We start from the raw sequence: 20,381 nt of genomic DNA on the forward strand, positions 1-20,381 counted from the left end.
GCGACAGAGGATGTGATTTCCGGCAGGAATCTGATCCGAACCAGGTGCAGATCCAGAGGTTTCATGTGCTTAAGCACAAAAATTACCGACGCGATTTGGGGCCTTGCCGGTATGATGCTCGCGATGTTGCAGTGCCCATCTCTGAGTAAGCCCGGATTGTTTGTGACCGGTACCGACACGGAAGTGGGAAAAACGGTGGTGACCTGTGCGATCGCCGCCGTCCTCCGGGAACAACACCGAAGGATCAAGCTGGGGGTCCTCAAGCCCCTGGCCTCGGGCTGTCGCCGTGACCGCGAGGGCCTGGTGAACGAGGACGCCGAGGCGTTGGCCCATTTCGCCGATTGCCGGCTGCCGTTGGACGTGATCAACCCGATACGCTTCCGCACGCCGGTCGCCCCTGCCGCCGCGGCGGAGTTGGAACAGCAAGAGGTGGATTGGTCGGCCCTGTCGCGCAGCCTCACCCGCCTCGATGAAGCCAGCGAAGCGGTCATCGTCGAAGGCGTCGGCGGATTGATGGTCCCCCTGGACCCACGCAACCCGCGTTACATGGTCGGCCAACTCGCGATGGACATCGGCTACCCGGTGATCGTGGTGTGCCGCCCCAACCTCGGCACGCTCAACCACACGGTGATGACCGTTGAACTCCTGCGGCAGGCGGGCTGCCGGGTGAGCGGGCTGGTCATCAACGGGCTGGACCGCGACCCGGTCGTGGCTTCGGCCGACCCGTCGATCGAAACGAACCGAGACTGGCTCGAACGGCTCACCGGCGTGAAGGTCTTGGCGACCCTGCCCAAGGGGCGCGGCGTCAACCCGGCCCGGGGCAAGCTCGATCCCTCGGTGGTCATGGCCGCCGCTCAGGTGAACTGGATGGACCTGATGAGGGTGCCCGAGGCTTCCGCGACGAACGCGTTCAGCGGGAGCAGCGAGCGACGGGCGGGCGTGGGCTTCGGCCGGCGGTCGCGCGACGGGGCGGTGTGATTATTCATCGACGAGGTTGTCGCGGGTGTCGATCGTGGCACCCAGACCGCCAAACAAGTCTTGCCAGCCGCGTTGCAATCCGCCGAGGCTGGTGACATTGGTCTGCGGAGATTCGAGCGTGCCGGTGACGCGGATCGCCAGCAGTTCGTCTTTGAACAGGTTCACGAGGTCCGACACGGGACCCAGCCGCGGGGCCGCGGTGTTGCGGGACACCATCACCAGGTTCAGGTCGGTCTCGGGCAGTTTCATCGTCCCCGCCCCGGCGATGGTCAGGCTTGGCCCCGCCAGGGACAGTTCATCGAAGCGCACCGTATGGCCCTCGACCAGATAGCGGGCGCTGGCCGATTCGAGCGGCGCCCCCGAAGGCAGCGTGAGGTTGCTCGCCCGAAGCAGGGCGGTGCTCAGCGGCTTGTCGATGAGCCGGGCATCGGTGATGAGCAGTGCCCCGCGTCCGCGGCGGGCGGTCGCGTCCGACAGCGGAGCTTCGATGGTGAGGCTGGCGGAGAGCAGGCCCGTCGACAGGTCGCGGTCCATCGCTGAAAACGGCACGGGCGATAAGTCCCGATCCGGCGGGGTGTCGTTGGCGGCAGCGCTCTTGGCGGACAACACCGTGGGCGAGTCGGGGTGGGTGGGGTCGGCGATCGCCGGCTTGAGGAACGGTTCGACTTCGACATCGCTGAGGGTCAGGTCGAAGCGGTAGCTGCCCTCCTTGTCGAGCGGGATGCTGCCCGCCCCAACCAGAATGCCGCCGTACACGCCCCCGAGCATCGGGTCGAAGCGCAGGTGTCCGGTGTCCTGCGGCGTGTTGGCCAGGTTCACCGTCAGCGGTGCGATGCGTCGCTCCGAGGCGCGGAGTTCGTCGGCGTACAGATCGAAAGCCATCAACGGCTTGGACTGGCCGGGGAACTGTCGGATGCGGGCGTCGAGCTTGCCCTGGAGGTGGGTCAGGGGCACGCCCAGCTGGAGGTTGGTGTCGATCAGGTCGATGCGGGCGTCGAGTTCGAGCGAGGTCTGGCCGGGCTGCGGGGCGGGGCGGTGGAGGAGCCGGGCATCGGAGAGGCGGTAGTCGCCGGTGACCTCGAGGCCGTTGAGCACGTCCACCGCGGCGGCGGGCAGGAACTTGCGTGTGTAGGGGCAGTGGGTGTCGGCGGTCGCGGCGAGGGTTAAAGCCGTGGGCGTGATGCCGTCGAGCCCGATGAGCCCGTTGAACTCGGTGGTGCCGGTGCTGAACTCGGCGCTGAGTTGATCGACGTCGATGGTGCCGGGCCGGACCGTGAGCGTGCCAGCCATGTCGGAGAACTCGAGCCGATCACCCTTGAAATCCATGCCAAAACGGTCGGGCTCGACGGTCAGGACGTAGGTCTTGTCCGTCTCGGCATCCGGGGAGACGTGATCGAGTTTCTCCCAGCGGAGCTCGGCGCCCACGCTCCCCGCGGGGTTGTGGTTTTCCTGAAGCGTGACCAGTTTTTCCCGGATCGGCTCGTCGGGGGGCAACAGGTCCAGCAACGCGGGTTCGACGCGCAGGTTGCTGCCGACGATGTCGAGGCGGAAGTCGTCTTCGTCTCGGCCCCAGTCGAAGTGACCTGTGATCCCGAGGCGGGCATCGCCGCGTTGGCCGGTGAGGTTGTTGAGCGTCAGGCCGTAGTTGCCCAGCTCGAACTTACCCGCCACGGCCGAGAGCCGGTAGTCCCCGTCGAACGGGCGGAGCGTGCCGTTGACCACATCCGCAAACACGCGCCACTGTGTATCGCCCTCGGGGTCGGGGCGGGTGACGGTGGAGCGGCCGGTAAGTCGGCCCTCGGGGAACAGGTCGATCACGGTCTGCCGTTGCTCGGTCCGGATCGAGTGCAGCAGCAGCTTGTCGATCGGGAGGTCGGCGTCGCTGATCACCAGGTCCGGGATCATCGGGGCGTTCTTGGATTCCTGGCCGATCTTGCCGTTGAGCGTGCCGACGCCGCCGGTCGGGCTTTCCATGACCAGCTCGTTGAGCGTGATGCCGCCGGGGCCGACGACGATCGTGCCGGACTTGCCGGTCAGTGGGTAGGGCCAGTGGCGGAACAAGGCGCTCACGCCCCTGGCGTCGATCGAGACCGTGGTGGTGTACTTCGAGTCGGGGCCAAACGCCCGGTCCACCAGCACGTCCACATCGACCGGACCGCCCATGTCGAAGACCGGCGGCAGCTCCGGGTCCACCTCGATCGCGGCGATATCGACCGGCTCGGTGTCGCCCGCTTCGTCGTCCTTCGGCGAGGGCCGGATGACTTGCTCCTCGACCAACGCGGCGTACATCTCGGGGTCGAAGAACATCTCCACGCCCTTGCGGCGTTTCTCGCTGAACGCGTTCTTGATCGCGTCGTCGAACGGGACCCCGCGTGCCTCCACCGCGATGCGCACCGCCGCGCCGTCGGCGGGGGGGCTGATCTCGCCGTTGATCGTGACCGTGCCGCCGTTGGGCCCGTCGCCGCTGAGGTTGTCGATGCGGACGGTGTCGCGGTCGAACGTGATCACGCCACGCATGTTGTGGATGGGGAAGGGGAACTTGTGATACATCCCCCGGGCCTGGAGCAGCTTGATGACGCCGCTGACCTCGACGGACTCGCCGGGCTTGCGTTCGAATTTGGTGGACGCCTGGAACTTCCCGCTGGGGCGGAGGCGTTCGAAGATCCTCACGCCGACCATGGGCAGCGACGCGAGGAACTTGGGGTCTTCGTCCAGCGTGAACGGGTCGGTCGAGACCGCGATCATGCCTTTCGATTCGGGGTCGAAGCCCCAGGTGCCCGAGGCGTAGTAGCGGATGCCTTCGATGTTGCCGGTGAAGTCTTCCACGCGGACCGAATCGCGGCGGACGATGAATCGGCCGCTGACCTCGGTCATGCGCGGGTTGTACGGCATGCCCTGCTCGGGCGGCGACGGGGCGCGGCCGAGTTCTTCGTAGGGCGGGGTGATCGCGACGTTGTCGAGTTCGAGGATCGCTTCGTCGAGCTGGAGCCGGCCCTGCTCGTTGGCGTCCATGTGGATCGAGAGGCTGGGCAGCTTGCCGGTCGGTTGCAGCTGGTCCCAGAGCGTGCGAAAACCCGCGGGGACGAGCTGGCGGTGGGACGCGTCGATGCGGAAGCCATCGAGGTTCAGGTTCAAAGACGGGGTGTCGGTGTTGAGGCTGCCGGTGAGCTTGGCGTCGACGCGGGCTTCGTTGTCGTACTGCAATAGCTCGAAGTCGAACAGGCTGTCCTGGTTGGGGTTCTCGCGGAGCTCGCCTTTGAGGCGGATCGCTTCGATGGTTTTGAACTCGCCCGCCTGGACCTGGGCGAAGCGGACGCGGGCGGCGTTGAGGTTGATCGCGGGGGGGAGGGTGAGGTTGAAGCCGTCGGGGCCGTCGTCGTCATCATCGCCCAGCTGGAACATCTCGAGGTTGAGCTCGCCGGTGTCGAGGTCTTCGATGATGTGGAGCTGGGGGCGGTCGATCTGGATGTCCTCGACCCGCAGCTCGCCACGCCAGAGGCGGGAGAAGTTGAGCTGGACAGCCAAGCGTTCGGTCTCGAAGAGCTTGGCGAACTCGTCACGCTCCTTGGGCAGGTTCGGGACGTCCACCCAGAGGTGTTCGAGGGTGAGCAGCCCGCCCCAGGAGAGGTTGGCCTTAGCCATGCTCACGTCGCCGCCGAGCTCCTCGCTCAGGAGTTTTTCCATGAGCGGGCGGAGGTTGTTCGGCCGGGTGTAGTGGACCGCCAGAACCACGGGGATGAGCGCCAGCAGGAGCGAAGCCAGGATGATGCGGAGCGCCCACCGCCTGCGCCAGCCCGGCCGGGGGCGACGCTTGGCGGGCGCAGCGTCCTTGGGAGCCTCGGGCTCGGGTGTTTTCTCGGACTGGGGGGGTGGGGCGTCGCTCATCCGTGGGGTACGGGGTGTTCTCGCCTTTGATATCGGTTATCTTCCGCCGCCAAACCCTCAGGATAACCTCACGGAGCCCCGGAATGTCAGAATTCAAAGAAACCATCACGTTCGACGATTTCGTCAAGCTCGACCTGCGTGTCGCCACCATCCTGGAGGCCGAGGCCCACCCCAACGCCGACCGGCTGCTGAAGCTGCAGATCGACCTGGGCAGCGAACAACGCCAGATCTGCGCCGGGGTCAAGGCTTACTACGACCCGGCCGAGCTGGTGGGTCGCCAGATTATCGTGGTGGCCAACCTCGCCCCCCGCAAGATCCGCGGCGAGGAATCCAACGGCATGCTGATGGCCGCGTCCGCGATGGACGGCGAAGAAGTCACGGATGTGGTCCTGCTGGCCCCGGGCAAACCCGTGCCGGCCGGCTCGTCGGTGGGCTGATCGCCCTGGTTAGCCCCGGGCTCTGCCCGGGGTCGGTGTTTAACCCTCACCCCCGCCACGTGTGTAAACCACGGCACGTGTGTAAACCCCGCCCCGCATAACCCGCCCCCGCATAAACCCCGCCCCCGGGCATAGCCCGGGGCTAATGGGGGAATCAGTTTTCGTAGGCTTCGAGGTCGAACCCGACCCGCTTGGCCATCGCCTCGGCCGACAGCGGGTTGGGGGTGTCGGCGCTGTCCAGCGAGGCGTCCACCGCGATGGTCGCGCCGGTGTTGACCGCTTCCTCGTAGCCCGCGCGGGTCAGCGGGGCGAATTCGTCCAGCACGTACACCGCCAGCGACGGGCCGATCTCGGCGTTGGGCACCGGGGTCACCGCCACACGCTGCTCGGCCGGCAGGTCGGCGATCGGCGTCTCCGACTCGTCCGCCGCCACCGCCAAGGCAAACGCCGCATCCACAAAGTCACGGCTCACGCCCACGCCCGGCACTTCAGGCGCCGCACCTTCGGTGCCCGCGACCTTCTGGAACGGTGCCAGGTCCTGCACCGTCGTCTCGGCCGCAGCAGCCACGGCGTCGAGTCCCTCAGCAACCGCTAGGGTCTGCCACGACTCGGCCTCGGCGACCAGCCGCTCGTATGCCGCGATCAGCTTCGCATCCGCGATCACGCGTTCCTGAACCTCTTCGAGGGTTTCCGGGGCGTGGGCGAGCTCGGCGTCTTCGATGCGGAACAGGTACATGTCGCCGTTGAAGCCACGCAGCGCCTTGCTGGCGATGCCGACCTGCGTCCGCATGCTGCGGAGCACCTGCGTCGGGTCTTCGACCAGCTTGCGGGTCGCACTGACGTATTGGTCAAACCGCACGCCCTGGCCGCCTTCGCCGATGATCGTCTGGCCGATGCCCGGCAGCGTGGCCAGGTCGGTGAGGGCGATCCATTCGTTGGCGTTGCCCTGCGCTTGCAGCTTGACGCCTTGCTCCGCTTCGACGGCCGAGATGATCTCTTCCCAGGCCAAAGGCGTGAAGTCTTCGCTCAGCTCGAGATAGCCCTCGACCCGCGACTGCCCACGCTGGTTTTCCGCAAGCAGACTCTGGACCGTGGCCAGCACCTTGGTGGCGAACTGCTCGGCCCGGCGGTCGGTGAGTTCGACAGTCAACGCCGCCACCGCTTCGGGGGTCGGGTTGTCGGGGATGTTGCCCTCTTCATCCGCAAACCGGGCGGGGAAGGCTTTGTACGCGTCCAGCACGTCCAGGTACTCGATGTTCACCTGGTCCCGCACTTCACGCATCGGGATCTGCAGGTAGGTGAGCTTCACGCGGTCGGGGTACATGTAGCCAAAGGGGAACGGCTCGCCGGTGCCTTCGAGGTTGTTCTTGTAGGCCTCAAACACTTCGGTGAGTTGGTCCTGTTCGGGTTGCGGGGCGGCTTCGAGGTCGGGGAGGATCAGCACGACCCGGCCGGTGACGTTGGCGAAGTTGTTCTGCGCGAACTGGGCCAGACGTGGGGCGCTGAGGCGGCGGGTGCCGTTGGCCTCGGCGATCGCGAACTGGATGTACTGGCTGCGGAACTGGGGCGGCATGTTTCCGAACTGTTGCAGCTGCTGCATGCTCTGGAAGATGATCTCGAGTCGGTTAACCGCCAACGAAGGCGAGCCGCCGCGCGGGTCGCGGTAGGAGGTGCCCAGCACGGTCTGGCGGTACTGCTCGGCGACCAACCAGTGGCGGACGATCTCGCGGATGGTCGCCACGGTGGTCTTGCGGGTGCTGGCCAGTTCCTGCACGGTCTCGGTGTCGAGGCCGACCGATTGCATGGCCAGATCGACTTCGCGGTTGCTGGCGTACAGGCCCATCTCCTCGGCGTCGGCCTGGATCATGAGCCAGGCGATCGCGTCGTCGGTGATCATCCCGTTGCCAAAAGGTAGCTGCTGGAGCAGGTCTATCTCGCGGGCGGCGAACTCGGCCTGACCGCGGGTGACCTTCTCGCCGTGCATCGTGCCGATCTTCTCTTTGGCGGGGTTCGGGCCGAACATCTCCACCGCCTGGGGGATGAGGAAGGCGACCATGAGCACGCAGCCCCCCACGACGAGGATGATCTTGTTGTATTGGCGGAAGAATTTAAACACGGGGCAAGCTCCACAGAGGGGGCGGGGGATCAGTCAAATCGCGATTTTCGAGTCGGGCAGTATACCGCAGTGAAGACGGGGGGAGTGCAAACCCCGCTCCCCCCTCGGGGGAGCTGTCGCCGCAGGCGACTGAGGGGGAATGTGAGCCCTCTGCCACAGGGTTTCGGGGAGTGCCCCCTCCGACCCGCTTCGCGGGCCACCTCCCCCGGCGGGGGAGGGGTAAAGGCAAGCAAGCTCACAGCTTCAATCAGAATCCGAAGACGGAGGACCGCTCGTCGCGGCCGTCGGGGATCAGGGTGAAGCCGATGGTCTGCTCGTCGTCGATCTCGTCGAAGCCGACCTTGATCCGCAGGGTCCAGCGGGGCAGCTGGCGGTCGACGACCAGGTCGATCTGGCGGGAATCGTTCTCGGAGAAGTCCAGGGTCTGCTGGAAGCCCAGGCGGTACTTGGTCGTCAGGTGGTAGCCGAAGCCCCAGGTCAGCAGTTCGTTGTCCAGCACGTCGATCTCTTCGTAGGACACGAACGAGTTCAGCCGGGGGGTGTGATCGAGGCTTCCGCCGACGCGCCACTGGGCGACGCGGTCCGACTCGAAGCTGTGGGTCAGCTGGCCCGCCACGCCGAGGGTGTCGGTGACCATCCACAGCAGCTCGGTGTAGAAGTGGTCGCCGCCGACGCTGTACTCGGGGCGGTAGTCGTAGAACCGGGCGATGTCGGTCTCAACATCCGAGTCGTCGCTGCGGAAGACCAGGTCGGTCTGCAGCGTGATCCAGTCGACCGTGCGTTCCCGGCCCGGGCCGCCGCGGCGGGTCTGCCAGGTGTTGATCATGCCCAGCTTCACGCCCGCTCCCTCGGCCAGGCTCTCGACGTCGTCGTCGTACTCGGGCAGGTTGTTCGGGTCGATGGTGCTGCCGTTGAGAAACACCGTGGCGCCGGGCTCGACGACGTGGCGGATGCCGTCGACATCCAGCAGGCTCGACTGGGCGCTGCCGTCTGCTTTAGAGAACTGCGTGCCCAATCGCAGGCCGGCCTCGCCCCAGAGCCGGACCTGATCGCCGTCGGTGTTGCCGAAGTCGACGAAGTCCTCGTCGTAAGCGGTGAGCCGGCCGACGACGTACGGCGTGATGTCGAGCGGGCCGGAAGCCATCGGCAGCGACAATTCCTGCCGGCTATCAAATCGCCGGACACTCTGATCCGGGAAGCCCGCCGCGTCGAGGCGGTCGCTGAAACTCTGGTTGGCGGTGATGCCGAAGAACCGCAGGGACTGGGCGTCGGTGAACCCGCGGTCGCCGGGGGTGTCGTCTTCGCCGACGATGCGGAGCTGGGAGAACGAGGTCTGGCTGTGCCAGGTGACCTGGTTGCCCAGCAGGCTGCCGCCGATGACGCGGTGGCTGAGTTCGGGGTAGCGTTCGACGTAGTAGCCCTGGGATTGCAGCTCGTCGAGCTGTTCGACAAAACCCGAGAGGTTGGTGGTCGCCAGGAAGTCGAGTGCTTGGTCTTCTTCCTGCCACTTCAGGTGGGCCGAGGTTTCGTAGAGCTTCCCGGCCGCGGCCTCGCTGGGGTAGAACGCTTCGAGGAACGTCGGGTCGGAGACGAACGCGCCCTCGAGGGTGAGCTCGAAGTTGCCCGGCAGGTATTCGCGGTGACGCACGTTGGCGACGCCGCGGATCTCGTCTTCCTGGTTGATCTCACGTCCGCCGATCTCGTCTTCACCCGAGTCGTCCACGAGCAGGTAGCCGCGGAACTCGCCGAGGTTGTTGCGCGAGTCGTACCGACCCGACGTGCCGATGCCCGGGCCGTGCTCGCCGAGGTAGTCGAGGTTGAACTCGGCGTCGACGTTTTCGGGCCGGGTCTTGCCGAGCATGGCAAAGAGGTCCCAGGTCGTCTCGATCTCGACGCCCGAGTTGGACGAGTAGCGGGCGTTGAGGCTGCGAAGCGGCGAGTCTTCGCCGTAGGCCGACAGCTCGGGCCAGTAGAAAACGGGGGTTTCGCCGACATTGAGCGTGGTGCCGCGGGCGGTGAAGAACGAGCCGGTCTCGCCGTCGGGGCGGCGGACCTGCTGGAAGCTCAGCTCTCCCGCACCGATGGAGAAGTGGGGCGTGGCGAACTCGCTGGTGGTCAGCCGGGCGTCGCGGGCCAGGAAGTCGGTCGCCGAGGTCTGGCGGACGCTGTCGGCCCGGACATACAGCGGGACCTGCCGGCGGGCGTCGAACGCATAGAACACCGCGTCGAGCAGCGTCGCGCGGTTGCGGGCCAGGTCGTAGAACATCCGCGGCGAGCGGACGGTGTACGTGCCATCGCTGACGATGGCGTTGTCTTCGAGATACACGCCACGCAAGGCACCGGCGTCGAGTTGGCCCACCCCCGCGTCGAACGGGTCGGCCTCGTCGTCGTTGGCCACGAACAACACCACCCGCTCGGACCGGAGCGTGACGACCCGGCCGTCGCGGAAGTCTTCAAAGACCAGCTGGACATCACCGACCAGCGACACGGCGGTTTCTTCGTCGCCGATCTGGGCCGACCACGAATCCATGGCGTAGGCCACGACGCCGCGGGCGGGCAGGATGCTCTGATCCGGCTTGAGGTCCTCGGTGTCTTCGGGGACCTGCGGCAAGTCGGCGACGGCTTCGCCGGGGACCGCGTCGTAGAGGCGGCGCTGTTCTTCTTCGATCTGGGCCCGGCGGCGCTGCTTGCGGATCGCCGTCGCGGCCGACAGCCCCTCGGCCTCGGGGACCAGCAGGCCCGGCCGCTGCAGGGCTCGTCGGTGGTCGGCCAGCCGCTGCATCGCCTGATGGATGACCGCTGAATGCTCCGCGGGGGCGCGGTCGACCTGCTCGAAGCTGCCGGGTTCATCGAGGCGGACCTTGCCGAGGGTAGACGCGGTGACAAGCAGGCCGGGCTGGCGTGATTCATCGGCCAGCGGGTTGCGGCCGTCCCGCGGTTGCAGGCCCGCCCGGGTGGAGCCGATGCCGTAGACCGGCTGGGCGTCTTGGAACCAGGCGGCGATGTGGCGGACCGTCCCGGCGTCGATGGATTGGTTCTCGATGCGGACAACGATGGTCGAGCCGTTGAAGCCGTACGCCCCGACGCTGAGCGAGGCGTCGCCGCGCAGCAGCATCATGCGGGCGTTGCCGTCTTGCCAGGTGGTGACTTCGAGCGCGGTCATGCGGGCCTCGAAATCCACCAGCGGGTCGGCGAACAAAGATTCGAGCGCCGCGGGGGGCAGGTCCACCTCGGCGGCCTGGGCGTCGGCCGACGCATGCACCCCGATGAGCCCGGGCGCCGCCAACGACAGACACGCCCCGAGTCCCGACGCGATCAGTCGGCGATGGCGGGGGTGGCGTTGGGTCATCCGTGACGTCCTGTGAGTGAGGCGGGGCGGTGGGGTTAGGCGGCGGGCGAGAGCGAACGCATCCGTGGGGTGAGCACGACGATCTGCCAGAAGTCGACGGTGCTCATCTTGAAGTGGTACAGCACGCGGAGGCCGACGCCTTCGAGGCATTCCTCGAGACGTAGGTCCGACCGCCAGCCGATCTTCACGAAGATCGGGTTGGTGATGCGTTCGAACCAGCTCACGACAGGTTTGTACGAGCGGAAGTGGTTGAGCACGATGATCCGGCCGTCGGGCTTCACCAAGCGTTTGGCCTCGTGCAGCAGTTTGTTGGGCTCGCTCACCACGCTGATCGTGTGGCTGATGACCACGTGGTCGAAGCTGTGGTCGGCAAAGGGTGTTTCCAGGGCGTTGCCCAGCAGGAGCTGGACGTGGTCCAGGCCCTGCTCGTCGACCTTCTGCTGCGCCTTGGCGAGCATGCCCGGCGAGAGGTCCATGCCCACGACCTGCATGTCCCGGGGGTAGTGCCCGAGGGTCATGCCGGTGCCTACGCCCAGGTCCAGCACACGGTCGCCCGGCTGGTGGCGGAGTTGCTTGAGGGCACGGTGTTGTCGTTTGTGGACCAGGGCCCCAAACGTGTGGTCGTAGAACTTGGCCCACAGGTCGTAGAGCTTGCTCGTCTCGGGCTCGCTCATCGAGGCGTTGGTTTGGGGATGGGAATCACTCATTGAAGCGATCAGAATAACATGCCCCGGGCCCGCTCGCCGGGGCGTTGGGAGCAACTTTGTAGGTCAGGTCTTCGACCTGACGCGAGGCGATTGAAAACCCGGGGTCAGGCCGAAGACCTGACCTACCCAGCGGGGACAGCTACACTGTGGGCAGGATGAAACTAACCATCAACGGACAACCCCAGGACGTCGCGGCCGACCGCGTGGACACGCTGCTGGAGGCTTTGGGCATGGCCGGCCAGGCCGTGGCGGTCGAGCTGAACAAGGACGTCGTGCCCAAACGGGACCACGCGACGACCCCGCTCAAAGACGGCGACGTGCTGGAGCTGGTCACCCTCGTGGGTGGGGGTTGAACGCTTAAGATTTTTGATTTTAGATTTGAGAAAGACTTGGACATGAGTTCCACCACGACTGCTCCCGTCACCGAAGACCAGCCGCTGATCGTCGGCGGCAAGACGCTGGCCTCGCGTCTGATTGTGGGCACGGGCAAATACAAAGACTACGAGCAGATGCAGCACGCCCTGGACGCCTCGGGGGCGTCGGTCGTGACCGTCGCGGTCCGCCGTGAACGGCTGGTCGATGCCGAGGGGCGCTCGATGCTCGAGTTCCTCGATACCGATCGCTACACCATCCTGCCCAACACCGCGGGCTGCTTCACCGCCGAGGACGCGGTGCGTGTCGCAAAGCTCGGCCGGGAGATCCTCGACCAGCTCGACAACCCCGGCAAGGACTGGGTCAAGCTCGAAGTGCTCAACGACAAGAAGACCCTGCTGCCCGACCCCGTCGGCACACTCGAAGCGACCAAAGAATTGGTCGCCGATGGATTCAAAGTGTTGTGCTACACGAGTGACGACCCCGTGATGGCGGCCAAGCTCAAGGAAGCCGGGGCGGCGAGCGTGATGCCCGCCGGCTCGCCCATCGGCAGCGGCCAGGGCGTGCTCAACCCCAACGCGATCACGATCATCCTCGAGACCCTCAAAGACGGCGACCCCGACTACCCCGTCATCCTCGACGCCGGCGTCGGCACGGCGAGCGATGTCACGGTGGCTATGGAACTCGGCGCCGACGGCGTCCTGCTCAACACCGGCATCGCCCACGCCAGCGACCCGATCACCATGGCCAGCGCCATGCGCCACGCCCTCGAAGCCGGCCGCCTGTCCTACAAAGCCGGCCGCATCCCCAAGAAGCTCTACGCCACCGCCAGTTCGCCGTGGGACGGCGTGATCAGCTACATCCCCGGGGAGTAAACCCGGGCCCGCGTTTCTGCCGAGTTTCGTAAGTTCCGTCGTTCTGTTTTTACCTCTAGACCGAGTCCAATATGACCAATCGCCTTTCGCTGTTTGCGTGCGCTGTTTTTGTGCTTTCACTGTCGGCGTCGGCTTTGGAGCTTCCCGCGATCTTCTCGGATCACATGGTGCTGCAACGCGGCATATCGGTGCCGGTGTGGGGCACGGCCGAGCCGGTGCAGGAGGTGACGGTGAAGTTGGCGGGGATGGAGGTCCAAGCGATCGCGGATGAAAAGGGCGATTGGCGAGTCGATCTGCCGGCGATGGTGGCGAGCTTCAAGCCTGTGGTCCTGACCGTCGAAGCCGGGGGTTCGTCCGGCGAGGCGAAGAAACGTTTTGAGGACATCCTGGTCGGCGAGGTTTGGCACTGCTCGGGGCAATCCAACATGGGCTGGGTGGTCTCCAACTCCGCCAACGCGAAGGAAGAAATCGCCGCGGCGGACCACCCCGAGATCCGCTTGTTCCGGGTGCCCGAGCGGGCCTTGCCCGAGCCGGACGAGATGGGCGAGGGGCAATGGAAGCTGTGCTCGCCCGACACCATCGGGCCGTTCTCGGCGGTGGCGTATTACTTCGGGCGCAAGCTGCAGCAAGACCTGGACGTGCCGGTCGGTCTGGTGTTGACGTCGTGGGGCGGCACACCAGCCGAGGCCTTCGCGTCCCGCGCGTCGCTCGAAGCCCAACCGCAACTGCAAGACTATGTGCAGCGTTACGACAAGGACCTGGATGTCTTGGCCGAGAAACGCGCCGGTTCCCCCGGTTGGGAGGAGTTGCCCACCAACCACCAGGACCCGGGTCCCGACGACACAGAGCGATTGGCTGCTCCGGACTTGGATGACCGCGATTGGGCTCAGCAGAGCATGCCTTCCGGCTACAGCCAGAACATCTTCCGTCGCAGCGACGGCGTCTTCTGGGTTCGTCGCAAGGTCACCATCCCCGAATCGTGGATAGGACAGTCGTTGGAGCTTCGGCTCGCTCGGATCCGTCAGACCGACATCGCTTTCGTCAACGGCCACGAGGTCGGGCGCACCGCGGGCGAGAATCCGCATTACGTGCAGCGCAACTACACCGTGCCCGCCGAGCAGGTGGACACCACCGAGCTGACCATCGCCGTGCGCATCTTCGACCCCGGCGGATTGGGCGGGGTCTTCGGCTCGCCGGCCGCGATGTACATCCAGCCCAAGGGCAACGCCGAAGAACGTATTTCCCTGGCCGGACCGTGGCGTTTGCTGAATCACGTGGCGATGTCGCCCGACGCGATCCGCAGCGGCTTCGAGTTGTCCTGGGGGCCCAACCATCGGCCCGCGCATCTGTTCAACGCCATGATCCACCCCGTGGCCCCGTTCGCGCACCGCGGCGTGATCTGGTACCAGGGCGAATCCAACCTCGGGCGACACGAATCCTACGACACGCTGATGAAAAAGGTGATCGAGGATTGGCGCACGCTCTGGGACCAACCCGGCGAGGCACGCGAGACGCCGTTCCTGGCGGTGCAGTTGGCCAACTACACCTCGCCACCGGCCCAGCCCGGCGAGAGTAGCTGGGCGTCGCTGCGGGATATGCAACACACAACCGCCAAGACCCACCCTAACACGTATCTCGCCACCGCGATCGACATCGGCGACGCGGCCGACATCCACCCGCGCAACAAGCAAGAGGTGGGGCGGCGGCTGGCGTTGATCGCCGAACGTCGTGTCTATGGCGACGAGTCCGTGGTGGATCAGGGCCCGACGTTCACCGTCGCCGAGGCGGCCGGCGAAAGCTCGCCACGCACGATGCGCATCCATTTCGACCACGCCGAAGGCTTGGCCACCTCCAACGGTGAGACGCCACGCGGCTTTGCGGTCCAAGTCGAGGCGGACGGGAAATGGGTCTGGGCAGAATCTGCCGAGATCGAGGGCCACAGCGTCTTGGTTCACGCCCCCGAAGGCATCGAGGCCCCGTTCGCCGTCCGCTACGGCTGGGCCAACAACCCGACCGACGGGCCTCGCGGGATCAACCTCGTCAACGCCGCGGGCCTGCCTGCTTTCCCATTCCAGGCGCTTCAGTAAGTAGATTACGAAAGCGGATTGAATCACTGGGAAATGTCTAGCTTTGGAACTTGGACGATCATTGGTTCGTTATTCAAGAAATCGGGTCCAACATGATGAATCGCTTACCCCTGTTTGTGTGTACTTTTTTTGTGTTCTCCGTGCCTGCGTTGGCTTTGGAGCTTCCCGCGATCTTCTCGGATCACATGGTGCTGCAACGCAACATGCCGGTGCCGGTATGGGGTACGTCCGAGCCCGGGCAGAGCATTACCGTGACCTTCGGCGAAGTCGAGGCCGCCACAGTCGCTGGTGAGAATGGTGTTTGGCGAGTCGATCTACCGGCGATGGAGGCAAACGCGGATCCGGTGGTGCTTTCCGTGGTGGCTGGCGATGGCAAGGACGAAGTGTCGAAGCGCTTTAAGAATGTCCTGGTGGGCGAGGTCTGGCACTGCTCGGGGCAATCGAACATGCGTTGGAAGGTGATGAACGCCGCTGGCGCCGAGGCCGAGATCGCCGCGGCGGACTACCCGCTCATCCGCCACTTCAGTAATCCGATGGTTTCGAAAGCCGAGCCGCAGTTCAGCACCGGTGGACAATGGCAGGTGGCCTCGCCGGAAACGATCGGCGGCTTTTCTGCGGTGGGTTTCTACTTCGGCCGGGCGTTATTCGAATCGCAGGGTGTGCCGATTGGGCTCTACCAGACGGCCTGGGGCGGTGCGAGTGCCGAGGCCTATACGTCACGGCAGAGCCTGGAGTCGAGCCCGGTGACCGCGGGGGTGGTTCTGGAGTACGACGAGAAACTTGCGGCCGCCAGCCACGACAAGCCCGTCAAGAAACAACACATCCCCGCGGCACTCTGGAACGGCATGATCCACCCGGTGGCGCCGTTCGCGCATCGCGGCGTGATCTGGTACCAGGGCGAGAACAACGCCAACCGCGGGGTTCCGCTGGAGTACCGCACGCTGCTGCCGATGATGATCGAAGACTGGCGTGAGCTGTGGTCTCAGCCGGGGGAAGCACGCGACTTCCCTTTTTTGATTGTGCAGTTAGCCAGCTTTCGTAAGCATCCCGCCCAGCCCCCGGCCTACGACGATTGGGCGGAGCTGCGCGATAGCCAGGCGGCGGTGGCGGCGGCCACCAAGAACACCTGGGCAACCACCGCGATTGACCTGGGTGATGCCAACGACATTCATCCTCGAAACAAACAAGATGTCGGTCGTCGCTTTGCGCGTCTCGCCGAGCGATACGTCTACGGAAACAAGTCGGTCGTGCCGGTGGGGCCGCAAATGTATGCCATCGGTTATGACTCGACTGAACCCGGGGTTGCGACGGTTCGCTGGAATTTTGCTGAAGGGTTGACGACGACCGACGATCAGCCCCCGCGTGGCTTTGCGATCCGCAGAAATCCCGAGTCAAACTGGGTCTGGGCTAACGCCGAGATCGAGCCGCGCAAACGAGATACCGTGCGATTGACTCATCCTGAAGGATTCGATGGACCGTTCGAAATCCGTTATGCGTTCAGTGTGAATCCCGCAGACGGCCCGCAGGGCATCAACCTCGTGAACGCTGAGGGCCTTCCCGCGATGCCGTTCCGCACTGACCCGGTGCCGACGCTCGACTGAGCGTGGAACACATGTGGCTTGCCTTGTTATCCGCGTTTCCAGAAAACGGGCGACTACAATGTGAACACCGCTCTGTCCGCGTCCGATAGCGTGAAAAACGCCATTTTCTATGCTTTGGGGCCCGGGCATCGATATAGTGAGGGATGCGCGTTGTTTTTTCGTATGACGCGGGATGTCGGTTCGCACCAGCCCAGGAGCCGGGTGATTTGATGAGTGGATACGAAACAGCTTGCCGCCTGCTGAACCCGAGATTGGGGTTCGCGGTGGTGTTGGTCGCGGCGCTGGCCCTAGTCGGCTGCACCAGCAAGCTCCTGGTCACCTCGTCGCCCAGCGGCGCGACCGTCACGGTGACCGACCCCGGCGGGCGTCTGTTGGCGTCCGGCCCCTCGCCACTCTTGGCCGAGCTGGAGTTTTCCGAGAAGAACAACAAGACCTACACCGTGGAGGTCATGCCCACGACCCTGCAGGCCGAGCGTTATCTGCCGGGCCAGCAGACGATCGACACCGCGGGGTACAACGCGCTCGAAGAAGGGGCCGACAAATCCCGCACGCTGTCGTTCACGCTGGAAGAGAAGCCTTACGTGCCCGTGCCGGTGGTCGAGGTGCTGCTCACGCCCAAGGGCAAGTGGGTCGGCGTGCTGAGCAAGACGCGGTCGTTCAAGGACATCACCGAGGCCGGCGGGGCGGTGCCCACGCTGATCGTGGACTTCGGCGAGAACCGCGGCATCCAGGGCCTGGCCATCTCGCCCGAAGGTGACCGCTTGGTCTACTCCGAAGCGGTCTACGCCAGCCCGCTGAGTGCCCTCGACGCCGAGAGCCTGAGCCTCGAAGACCAGCGCGTCTACACCCTCAAGGGCGCGAACCTGCGGGCGATCAATATCGTCGGCGGCGGGGTCCAGCACATCACCACCGAAGACTTCCAGGACATGTTCCCCAGCTTCAGCGCCGACGGCGAGCGCATCCTGTTCTCGTCCAACCGACGCGGCGACCTGCTGGGCATCCTCGGCATCAAGGCCAACGGCCGGTCCGGCATCTCCGACATCTACGTCAACCACCGCAACGGCATGGTGCTCAAGCCCACCTCCGCGGCCGACGGCACCGTCGCCTTCAGCGTGGTCAACCTCGACCCGGTCCGCCAAATCGTGACCGATCAGCAAGTCTGGACGCACTACGGCCCCAACGAGTTCCCCACCCAGATCACCCGCGGCGAGTCGCCCGCGATCTCGCCCGAGGGCCAGCACATCGCCTTCATCAACCCCGACGACGGCAACCTCTGGGTGATCGACCCCGACGGCAGCAACGGGATCCAGCTCACCAGCGGCGCCAACGCGATCATGAAACGCTACCGCCAGTCGCTCTCCAACACCGAGCGGATGCTGTTCGATGCGAACCGCACCGCGGACCTGGAATTGATCAAGCCGTTCAGCAATCCTTCGTGGTCGCCCGACGGCCGGTACATCCTGTACACCTCGATGGAAGGCACCGACCCCACCGGCCGCCCGAACGAAGACATCTGGATGATGCGGGCCGACGGCACCGACAAGCAGCAGCTCACGACCAACGGCAGCTCCGACCGCTTCCCCCTGATGTCGCCCGACGGCAAGGAGATCTACTTCCTGTCGAACCGCGGCGAGAGCTGGTCCATCTGGCGGATCCCGTTCGGGATTCAGGAATAAAATTCTTACGGGCAACCGATTTAATCTCGTGTTTAGCGGGTGACGCGTAGCGTCCCGCGTTCCGTGTTTTCCTGTGACCGCACGCGGGGCACTTTGTGCCGCCCGCTAAACCATCAAAAAGATTTTTTCGAATGCTCGCGCAGCGTCGCCGCTCGTGTGGGGTATCGCTGTTGAACCCGGCCATCCGGCGGGCCACTCCCAGCAAACCCACCACGCGAGCACGACATGAACCTCCGCCTTTCCCAACGATTTTCACGCCCCCTCACCCGTACCGCGGCGCTCGCCGGCCTGGCCCTGGCCTGCGGGGTTTCATCCGCTAACGCCGCGGTGACCTCGATCTACTCTGACCCGCTGGACTACGAAATCCGAGAGCTCATCGATCCCTTCGCCCCGCCCGAGCCCATCCGAACCCAGGGCTGGGGCGACGCGGACGTCAGCGTCTGGAACGACGGCAGCACGACCTACAAAACCATCCTCCAATTCGACCTCGCATCGCTGGCGGGCAAAGGCGATACCGTGACCAACGCAGAGCTCCGCATGGTCCGCGACGTGGGGTGGTACCCCGGCGTGTCGGTCCGAGTGATGGGCAAGACCAACAACCTCTCGGCCGCGCTCGACCCGTCTGCGGTGCCCAACACCGACCCGACCACCACCGGCGAATACAACGCCGGCGACTACACGCTCATCACCGACACCTTCGCCACCACGACCATGGGTTTCGACCCCGTCGACACCAGGTTCCTGCAGGACGTCACCGCGTTCGTCGCCGCACGCCACGCCGAGTACCTGCTGGACCCGACCAAATCCGTCGTGCTGCTCCGCCTCGAACACATCGGCATGACCGGCACCGACACACGTTTCTACTCGGGTAACAACGGCCCCAGCCTTGCGCCCCGGATCAACGTGGAAACCGTCCCCGAGCCGGGCAGCCTGCTCTTGATGGCCGGCGGTGCCTTGCTCATCGCGACCCGCCGCCGCACCCAGCAGCCAGCCTGAGTCACGCATCCCCCCAACGGCGCATGGGAGAAAGAACCCAACGCCCCGGCACGAGCGAGGTCATCGCTCGTGTCGGCTTATGCGTTGGTTCTTTGGAGGTATCGGGAAAGGGGATCAAGCAGACCGTTGACGCCGCCAAGCGAGCCCGGTCAATCCGAGCAGCAACGCGGCGCTGCCGGGCTCGGGGATCAGGCGGACGGTGTCGAGTTCGTAGACGTTCTGGGGCTGGTTGTTCGAGTCGTAGGGCGTTCCCGCTTCGGTGAAGCTGTACTTGTCGTTCCACAGGTAGTTCGCGTTGTCTTTCAGGCCTCGGTCGGATTCGAACTCGAGGTACTGCAGGTTGGCGGGGTCGACCGCGGCGTTGGCGAACTGCTGGTTGAAGACCTGGTAGGCGAAGGCGATCTCGATCACGGGCATGACGCTCTCGTCGATGGTTTCGCCGTCCTCGGGGCCGATGATTCGGGAGAACAGGACTTTGGTGTCGGTGTCGCCCGAAAGCCCGCCGTCGCTCTCGATGCGGGTGGCTTCGTAGCCGGTCATGGAGCCGGGGTTTTCGTTGACGGTGGTGATGCCGCCGGGCCCGCCGATGTCGCCGTCCGCGTCGAAGTAGCCCTCGGCCGACTTGCTGTCGAAGGTGTTGCCCCAGAGTTCCTTGGAGTCGCCGGCGATCCGCAGCAGCAAGCCGTCGGCGCCGTCGGGGTCGTCGTCGCTGAGGCGGATACCGTAGAACGTGCCCGATCCGAAGCTGTCGCCGTCGACGCCGCCGTCGTCGGTTTTGCGTACGCCGGTGTTGAGCGTGATCTGGAAGTACATGTAGTTGTCGTCGTAGCCGTACTTACCCTCTTTGATGTCGAGGTAGCCGAAGTACTCGTTGGCGGCGGCGACGGTTCCCACGCCGGGCTTGGTGCGGTCTTCGTAGGTCTGGGCGGTGGGGCGTTCGTAAAAATCTTCGAAGTAGTTGTCGGCCCCCGGGTCAACATCCCAACGCTGCAGGCCATCGGCGGTGAACTCGTTGTCCCCGGTGATCGCGTCACCGACGGTCAGCGAATAAGTCGGCATGATCCCCGCTGCCCCCGCATCCAGAGCAAAGACACCCGCCGCGATCGATGCGGTGGCGGCAGCAAAAAAACGACCCTTTGATGAATTGAACATGATTCCCCTCCGGTCTCATGAGGTGGCCTGGCATCGGTGCAGCAACCTTGACTCATGCACCCGTGAACCCCAAGTTTACTACAACCTCGGGTTTCCAGAGTAGGGGAATACCCTCCATGTGGGTGGGTAAATCGCCCGGTTTTGCGGTTT

The 20,381-nt window shown here is 65.2% G+C and carries 13 protein-coding genes; 8 read left to right on the forward strand and 5 right to left on the reverse strand.

All coding sequences use genetic code 11. From position 1 onward, the window contains the following. Positions 1-123: 123 nt before the first annotated feature. On the forward strand, positions 124-978 hold the full coding sequence (gene bioD, locus HNQ40_RS12385; RefSeq protein ID WP_221435518.1) for a dethiobiotin synthase: 855 nt from the start codon (positions 124-126) through the stop codon (positions 976-978). Here the strand turns inward: bioD and HNQ40_RS12390 are convergent, their stop codons facing one another. Next, a complete protein-coding gene (locus HNQ40_RS12390; protein ID WP_184678139.1) occupies positions 979-4,863 on the reverse strand; it encodes a hypothetical protein in 3,885 nt (1,294 codons plus the stop codon). 83 nt (positions 4,864-4,946) lie between these two features. On the opposite strand from HNQ40_RS12390, the gene metG reads away from it, so the two are divergent. After that, on the forward strand, positions 4,947-5,300 hold the full coding sequence (gene metG, locus HNQ40_RS12395) for a methionine--tRNA ligase subunit beta (protein ID WP_184678140.1): 354 nt from the start codon (positions 4,947-4,949) through the stop codon (positions 5,298-5,300). A 154-nt stretch (positions 5,301-5,454) separates the two neighbouring features. Here the strand turns inward: metG and HNQ40_RS12400 are convergent, their stop codons facing one another. The 3 genes from HNQ40_RS12400 to HNQ40_RS12410 all read right to left on the reverse strand — a co-directional run bounded on the left by HNQ40_RS12400 (position 5,455) and on the right by HNQ40_RS12410 (position 11,472). Next, entirely contained in the window at positions 5,455-7,416 is a 1,962-nt protein-coding gene (locus HNQ40_RS12400) for a hypothetical protein (protein ID WP_184678141.1), read from the reverse strand. Positions 7,417-7,663: 247 nt separating this feature from the next. Continuing rightward, entirely contained in the window at positions 7,664-10,765 is a 3,102-nt protein-coding gene (locus HNQ40_RS12405; RefSeq protein ID WP_184678142.1) for a hypothetical protein, read from the reverse strand. A 35-nt stretch (positions 10,766-10,800) separates the two neighbouring features. Next, positions 10,801-11,472, reverse strand: a complete 672-nt coding sequence (locus HNQ40_RS12410; protein ID WP_184678143.1) for a class I SAM-dependent methyltransferase — start codon at positions 11,470-11,472, stop codon at positions 10,801-10,803. Positions 11,473-11,627: 155 nt separating this feature from the next. Between HNQ40_RS12410 and thiS the strand changes: the two genes are divergently transcribed. From thiS to HNQ40_RS12440, 6 genes are all read left to right on the forward strand, one after another. Continuing rightward, a complete protein-coding gene (thiS, locus tag HNQ40_RS12415) occupies positions 11,628-11,825 on the forward strand; it encodes a sulfur carrier protein ThiS (RefSeq protein ID WP_184678144.1) in 198 nt (65 codons plus the stop codon). Positions 11,826-11,867: 42 nt separating this feature from the next. After that, positions 11,868-12,719, forward strand: coding sequence for a thiazole synthase (locus HNQ40_RS12420; protein ID WP_184678145.1), 852 nt, complete (start codon positions 11,868-11,870; stop codon positions 12,717-12,719). A 71-nt stretch (positions 12,720-12,790) separates the two neighbouring features. After that, positions 12,791-14,806 carry a sialate O-acetylesterase gene (locus tag HNQ40_RS12425; RefSeq protein ID WP_184678146.1) on the forward strand — a complete coding sequence of 672 codons (2,016 nt, stop codon included), beginning with the start codon at positions 12,791-12,793 and terminating at the stop codon, positions 14,804-14,806. 50 nt (positions 14,807-14,856) lie between these two features. After that, positions 14,857-16,407, forward strand: coding sequence for a sialate O-acetylesterase (locus HNQ40_RS12430; RefSeq protein WP_184678147.1), 1,551 nt, complete (start codon positions 14,857-14,859; stop codon positions 16,405-16,407). Positions 16,408-16,616: 209 nt separating this feature from the next. Beyond that, positions 16,617-18,083 (forward strand): TolB family protein, encoded by a 1,467-nt coding sequence (locus HNQ40_RS12435; RefSeq protein WP_184678148.1) that lies wholly within the window; start codon positions 16,617-16,619, stop codon positions 18,081-18,083. 225 nt (positions 18,084-18,308) lie between these two features. Then, positions 18,309-19,079, forward strand: coding sequence for a PEP-CTERM sorting domain-containing protein (locus HNQ40_RS12440; protein ID WP_184678149.1), 771 nt, complete (start codon positions 18,309-18,311; stop codon positions 19,077-19,079). 114 nt (positions 19,080-19,193) lie between these two features. On the opposite strand, the gene HNQ40_RS12445 is transcribed toward HNQ40_RS12440, so the two are convergent. Continuing rightward, positions 19,194-20,231, reverse strand: coding sequence for a hypothetical protein (locus HNQ40_RS12445; protein WP_184678150.1), 1,038 nt, complete (start codon positions 20,229-20,231; stop codon positions 19,194-19,196). Between the last annotated feature and the right edge of the window lie 150 nt (positions 20,232-20,381).

Source organism: Algisphaera agarilytica (genome assembly GCF_014207595.1).
GTDB classification, from domain to species: domain Bacteria; phylum Planctomycetota; class Phycisphaerae; order Phycisphaerales; family Phycisphaeraceae; genus Algisphaera; species Algisphaera agarilytica.

Bases quoted from the DNA above. Each gene is read 5' to 3' on its own strand.
- HNQ40_RS12410 (WP_184678143.1), bottom strand. From the start codon at position 11,472: ATGAGTGATTCCCATCCCCAAACCAACGCCTCGATGAGCGAGCCCGAG.
- HNQ40_RS12445 (WP_184678150.1), bottom strand. From the start codon at position 20,231: ATGTTCAATTCATCAAAGGGTCGTTTTTTTGCTGCCGCCACCGCATCG.
- HNQ40_RS12435 (WP_184678148.1), top strand. From the start codon at position 16,617: ATGAGTGGATACGAAACAGCTTGCCGCCTGCTGAACCCGAGATTGGGG.
- HNQ40_RS12440 (WP_184678149.1), top strand. From the start codon at position 18,309: ATGAACCTCCGCCTTTCCCAACGATTTTCACGCCCCCTCACCCGTACC.
- HNQ40_RS12425 (WP_184678146.1), top strand. From the start codon at position 12,791: ATGACCAATCGCCTTTCGCTGTTTGCGTGCGCTGTTTTTGTGCTTTCA.
- HNQ40_RS12420 (WP_184678145.1), top strand. From the start codon at position 11,868: ATGAGTTCCACCACGACTGCTCCCGTCACCGAAGACCAGCCGCTGATC.
- metG (WP_184678140.1), top strand. From the start codon at position 4,947: ATGTCAGAATTCAAAGAAACCATCACGTTCGACGATTTCGTCAAGCTC.
- HNQ40_RS12405 (WP_184678142.1), bottom strand. From the start codon at position 10,765: ATGACCCAACGCCACCCCCGCCATCGCCGACTGATCGCGTCGGGACTC.
- bioD (WP_221435518.1), top strand. From the start codon at position 124: ATGTTGCAGTGCCCATCTCTGAGTAAGCCCGGATTGTTTGTGACCGGT.
- HNQ40_RS12390 (WP_184678139.1), bottom strand. From the start codon at position 4,863: ATGAGCGACGCCCCACCCCCCCAGTCCGAGAAAACACCCGAGCCCGAG.
- thiS (WP_184678144.1), top strand. From the start codon at position 11,628: ATGAAACTAACCATCAACGGACAACCCCAGGACGTCGCGGCCGACCGC.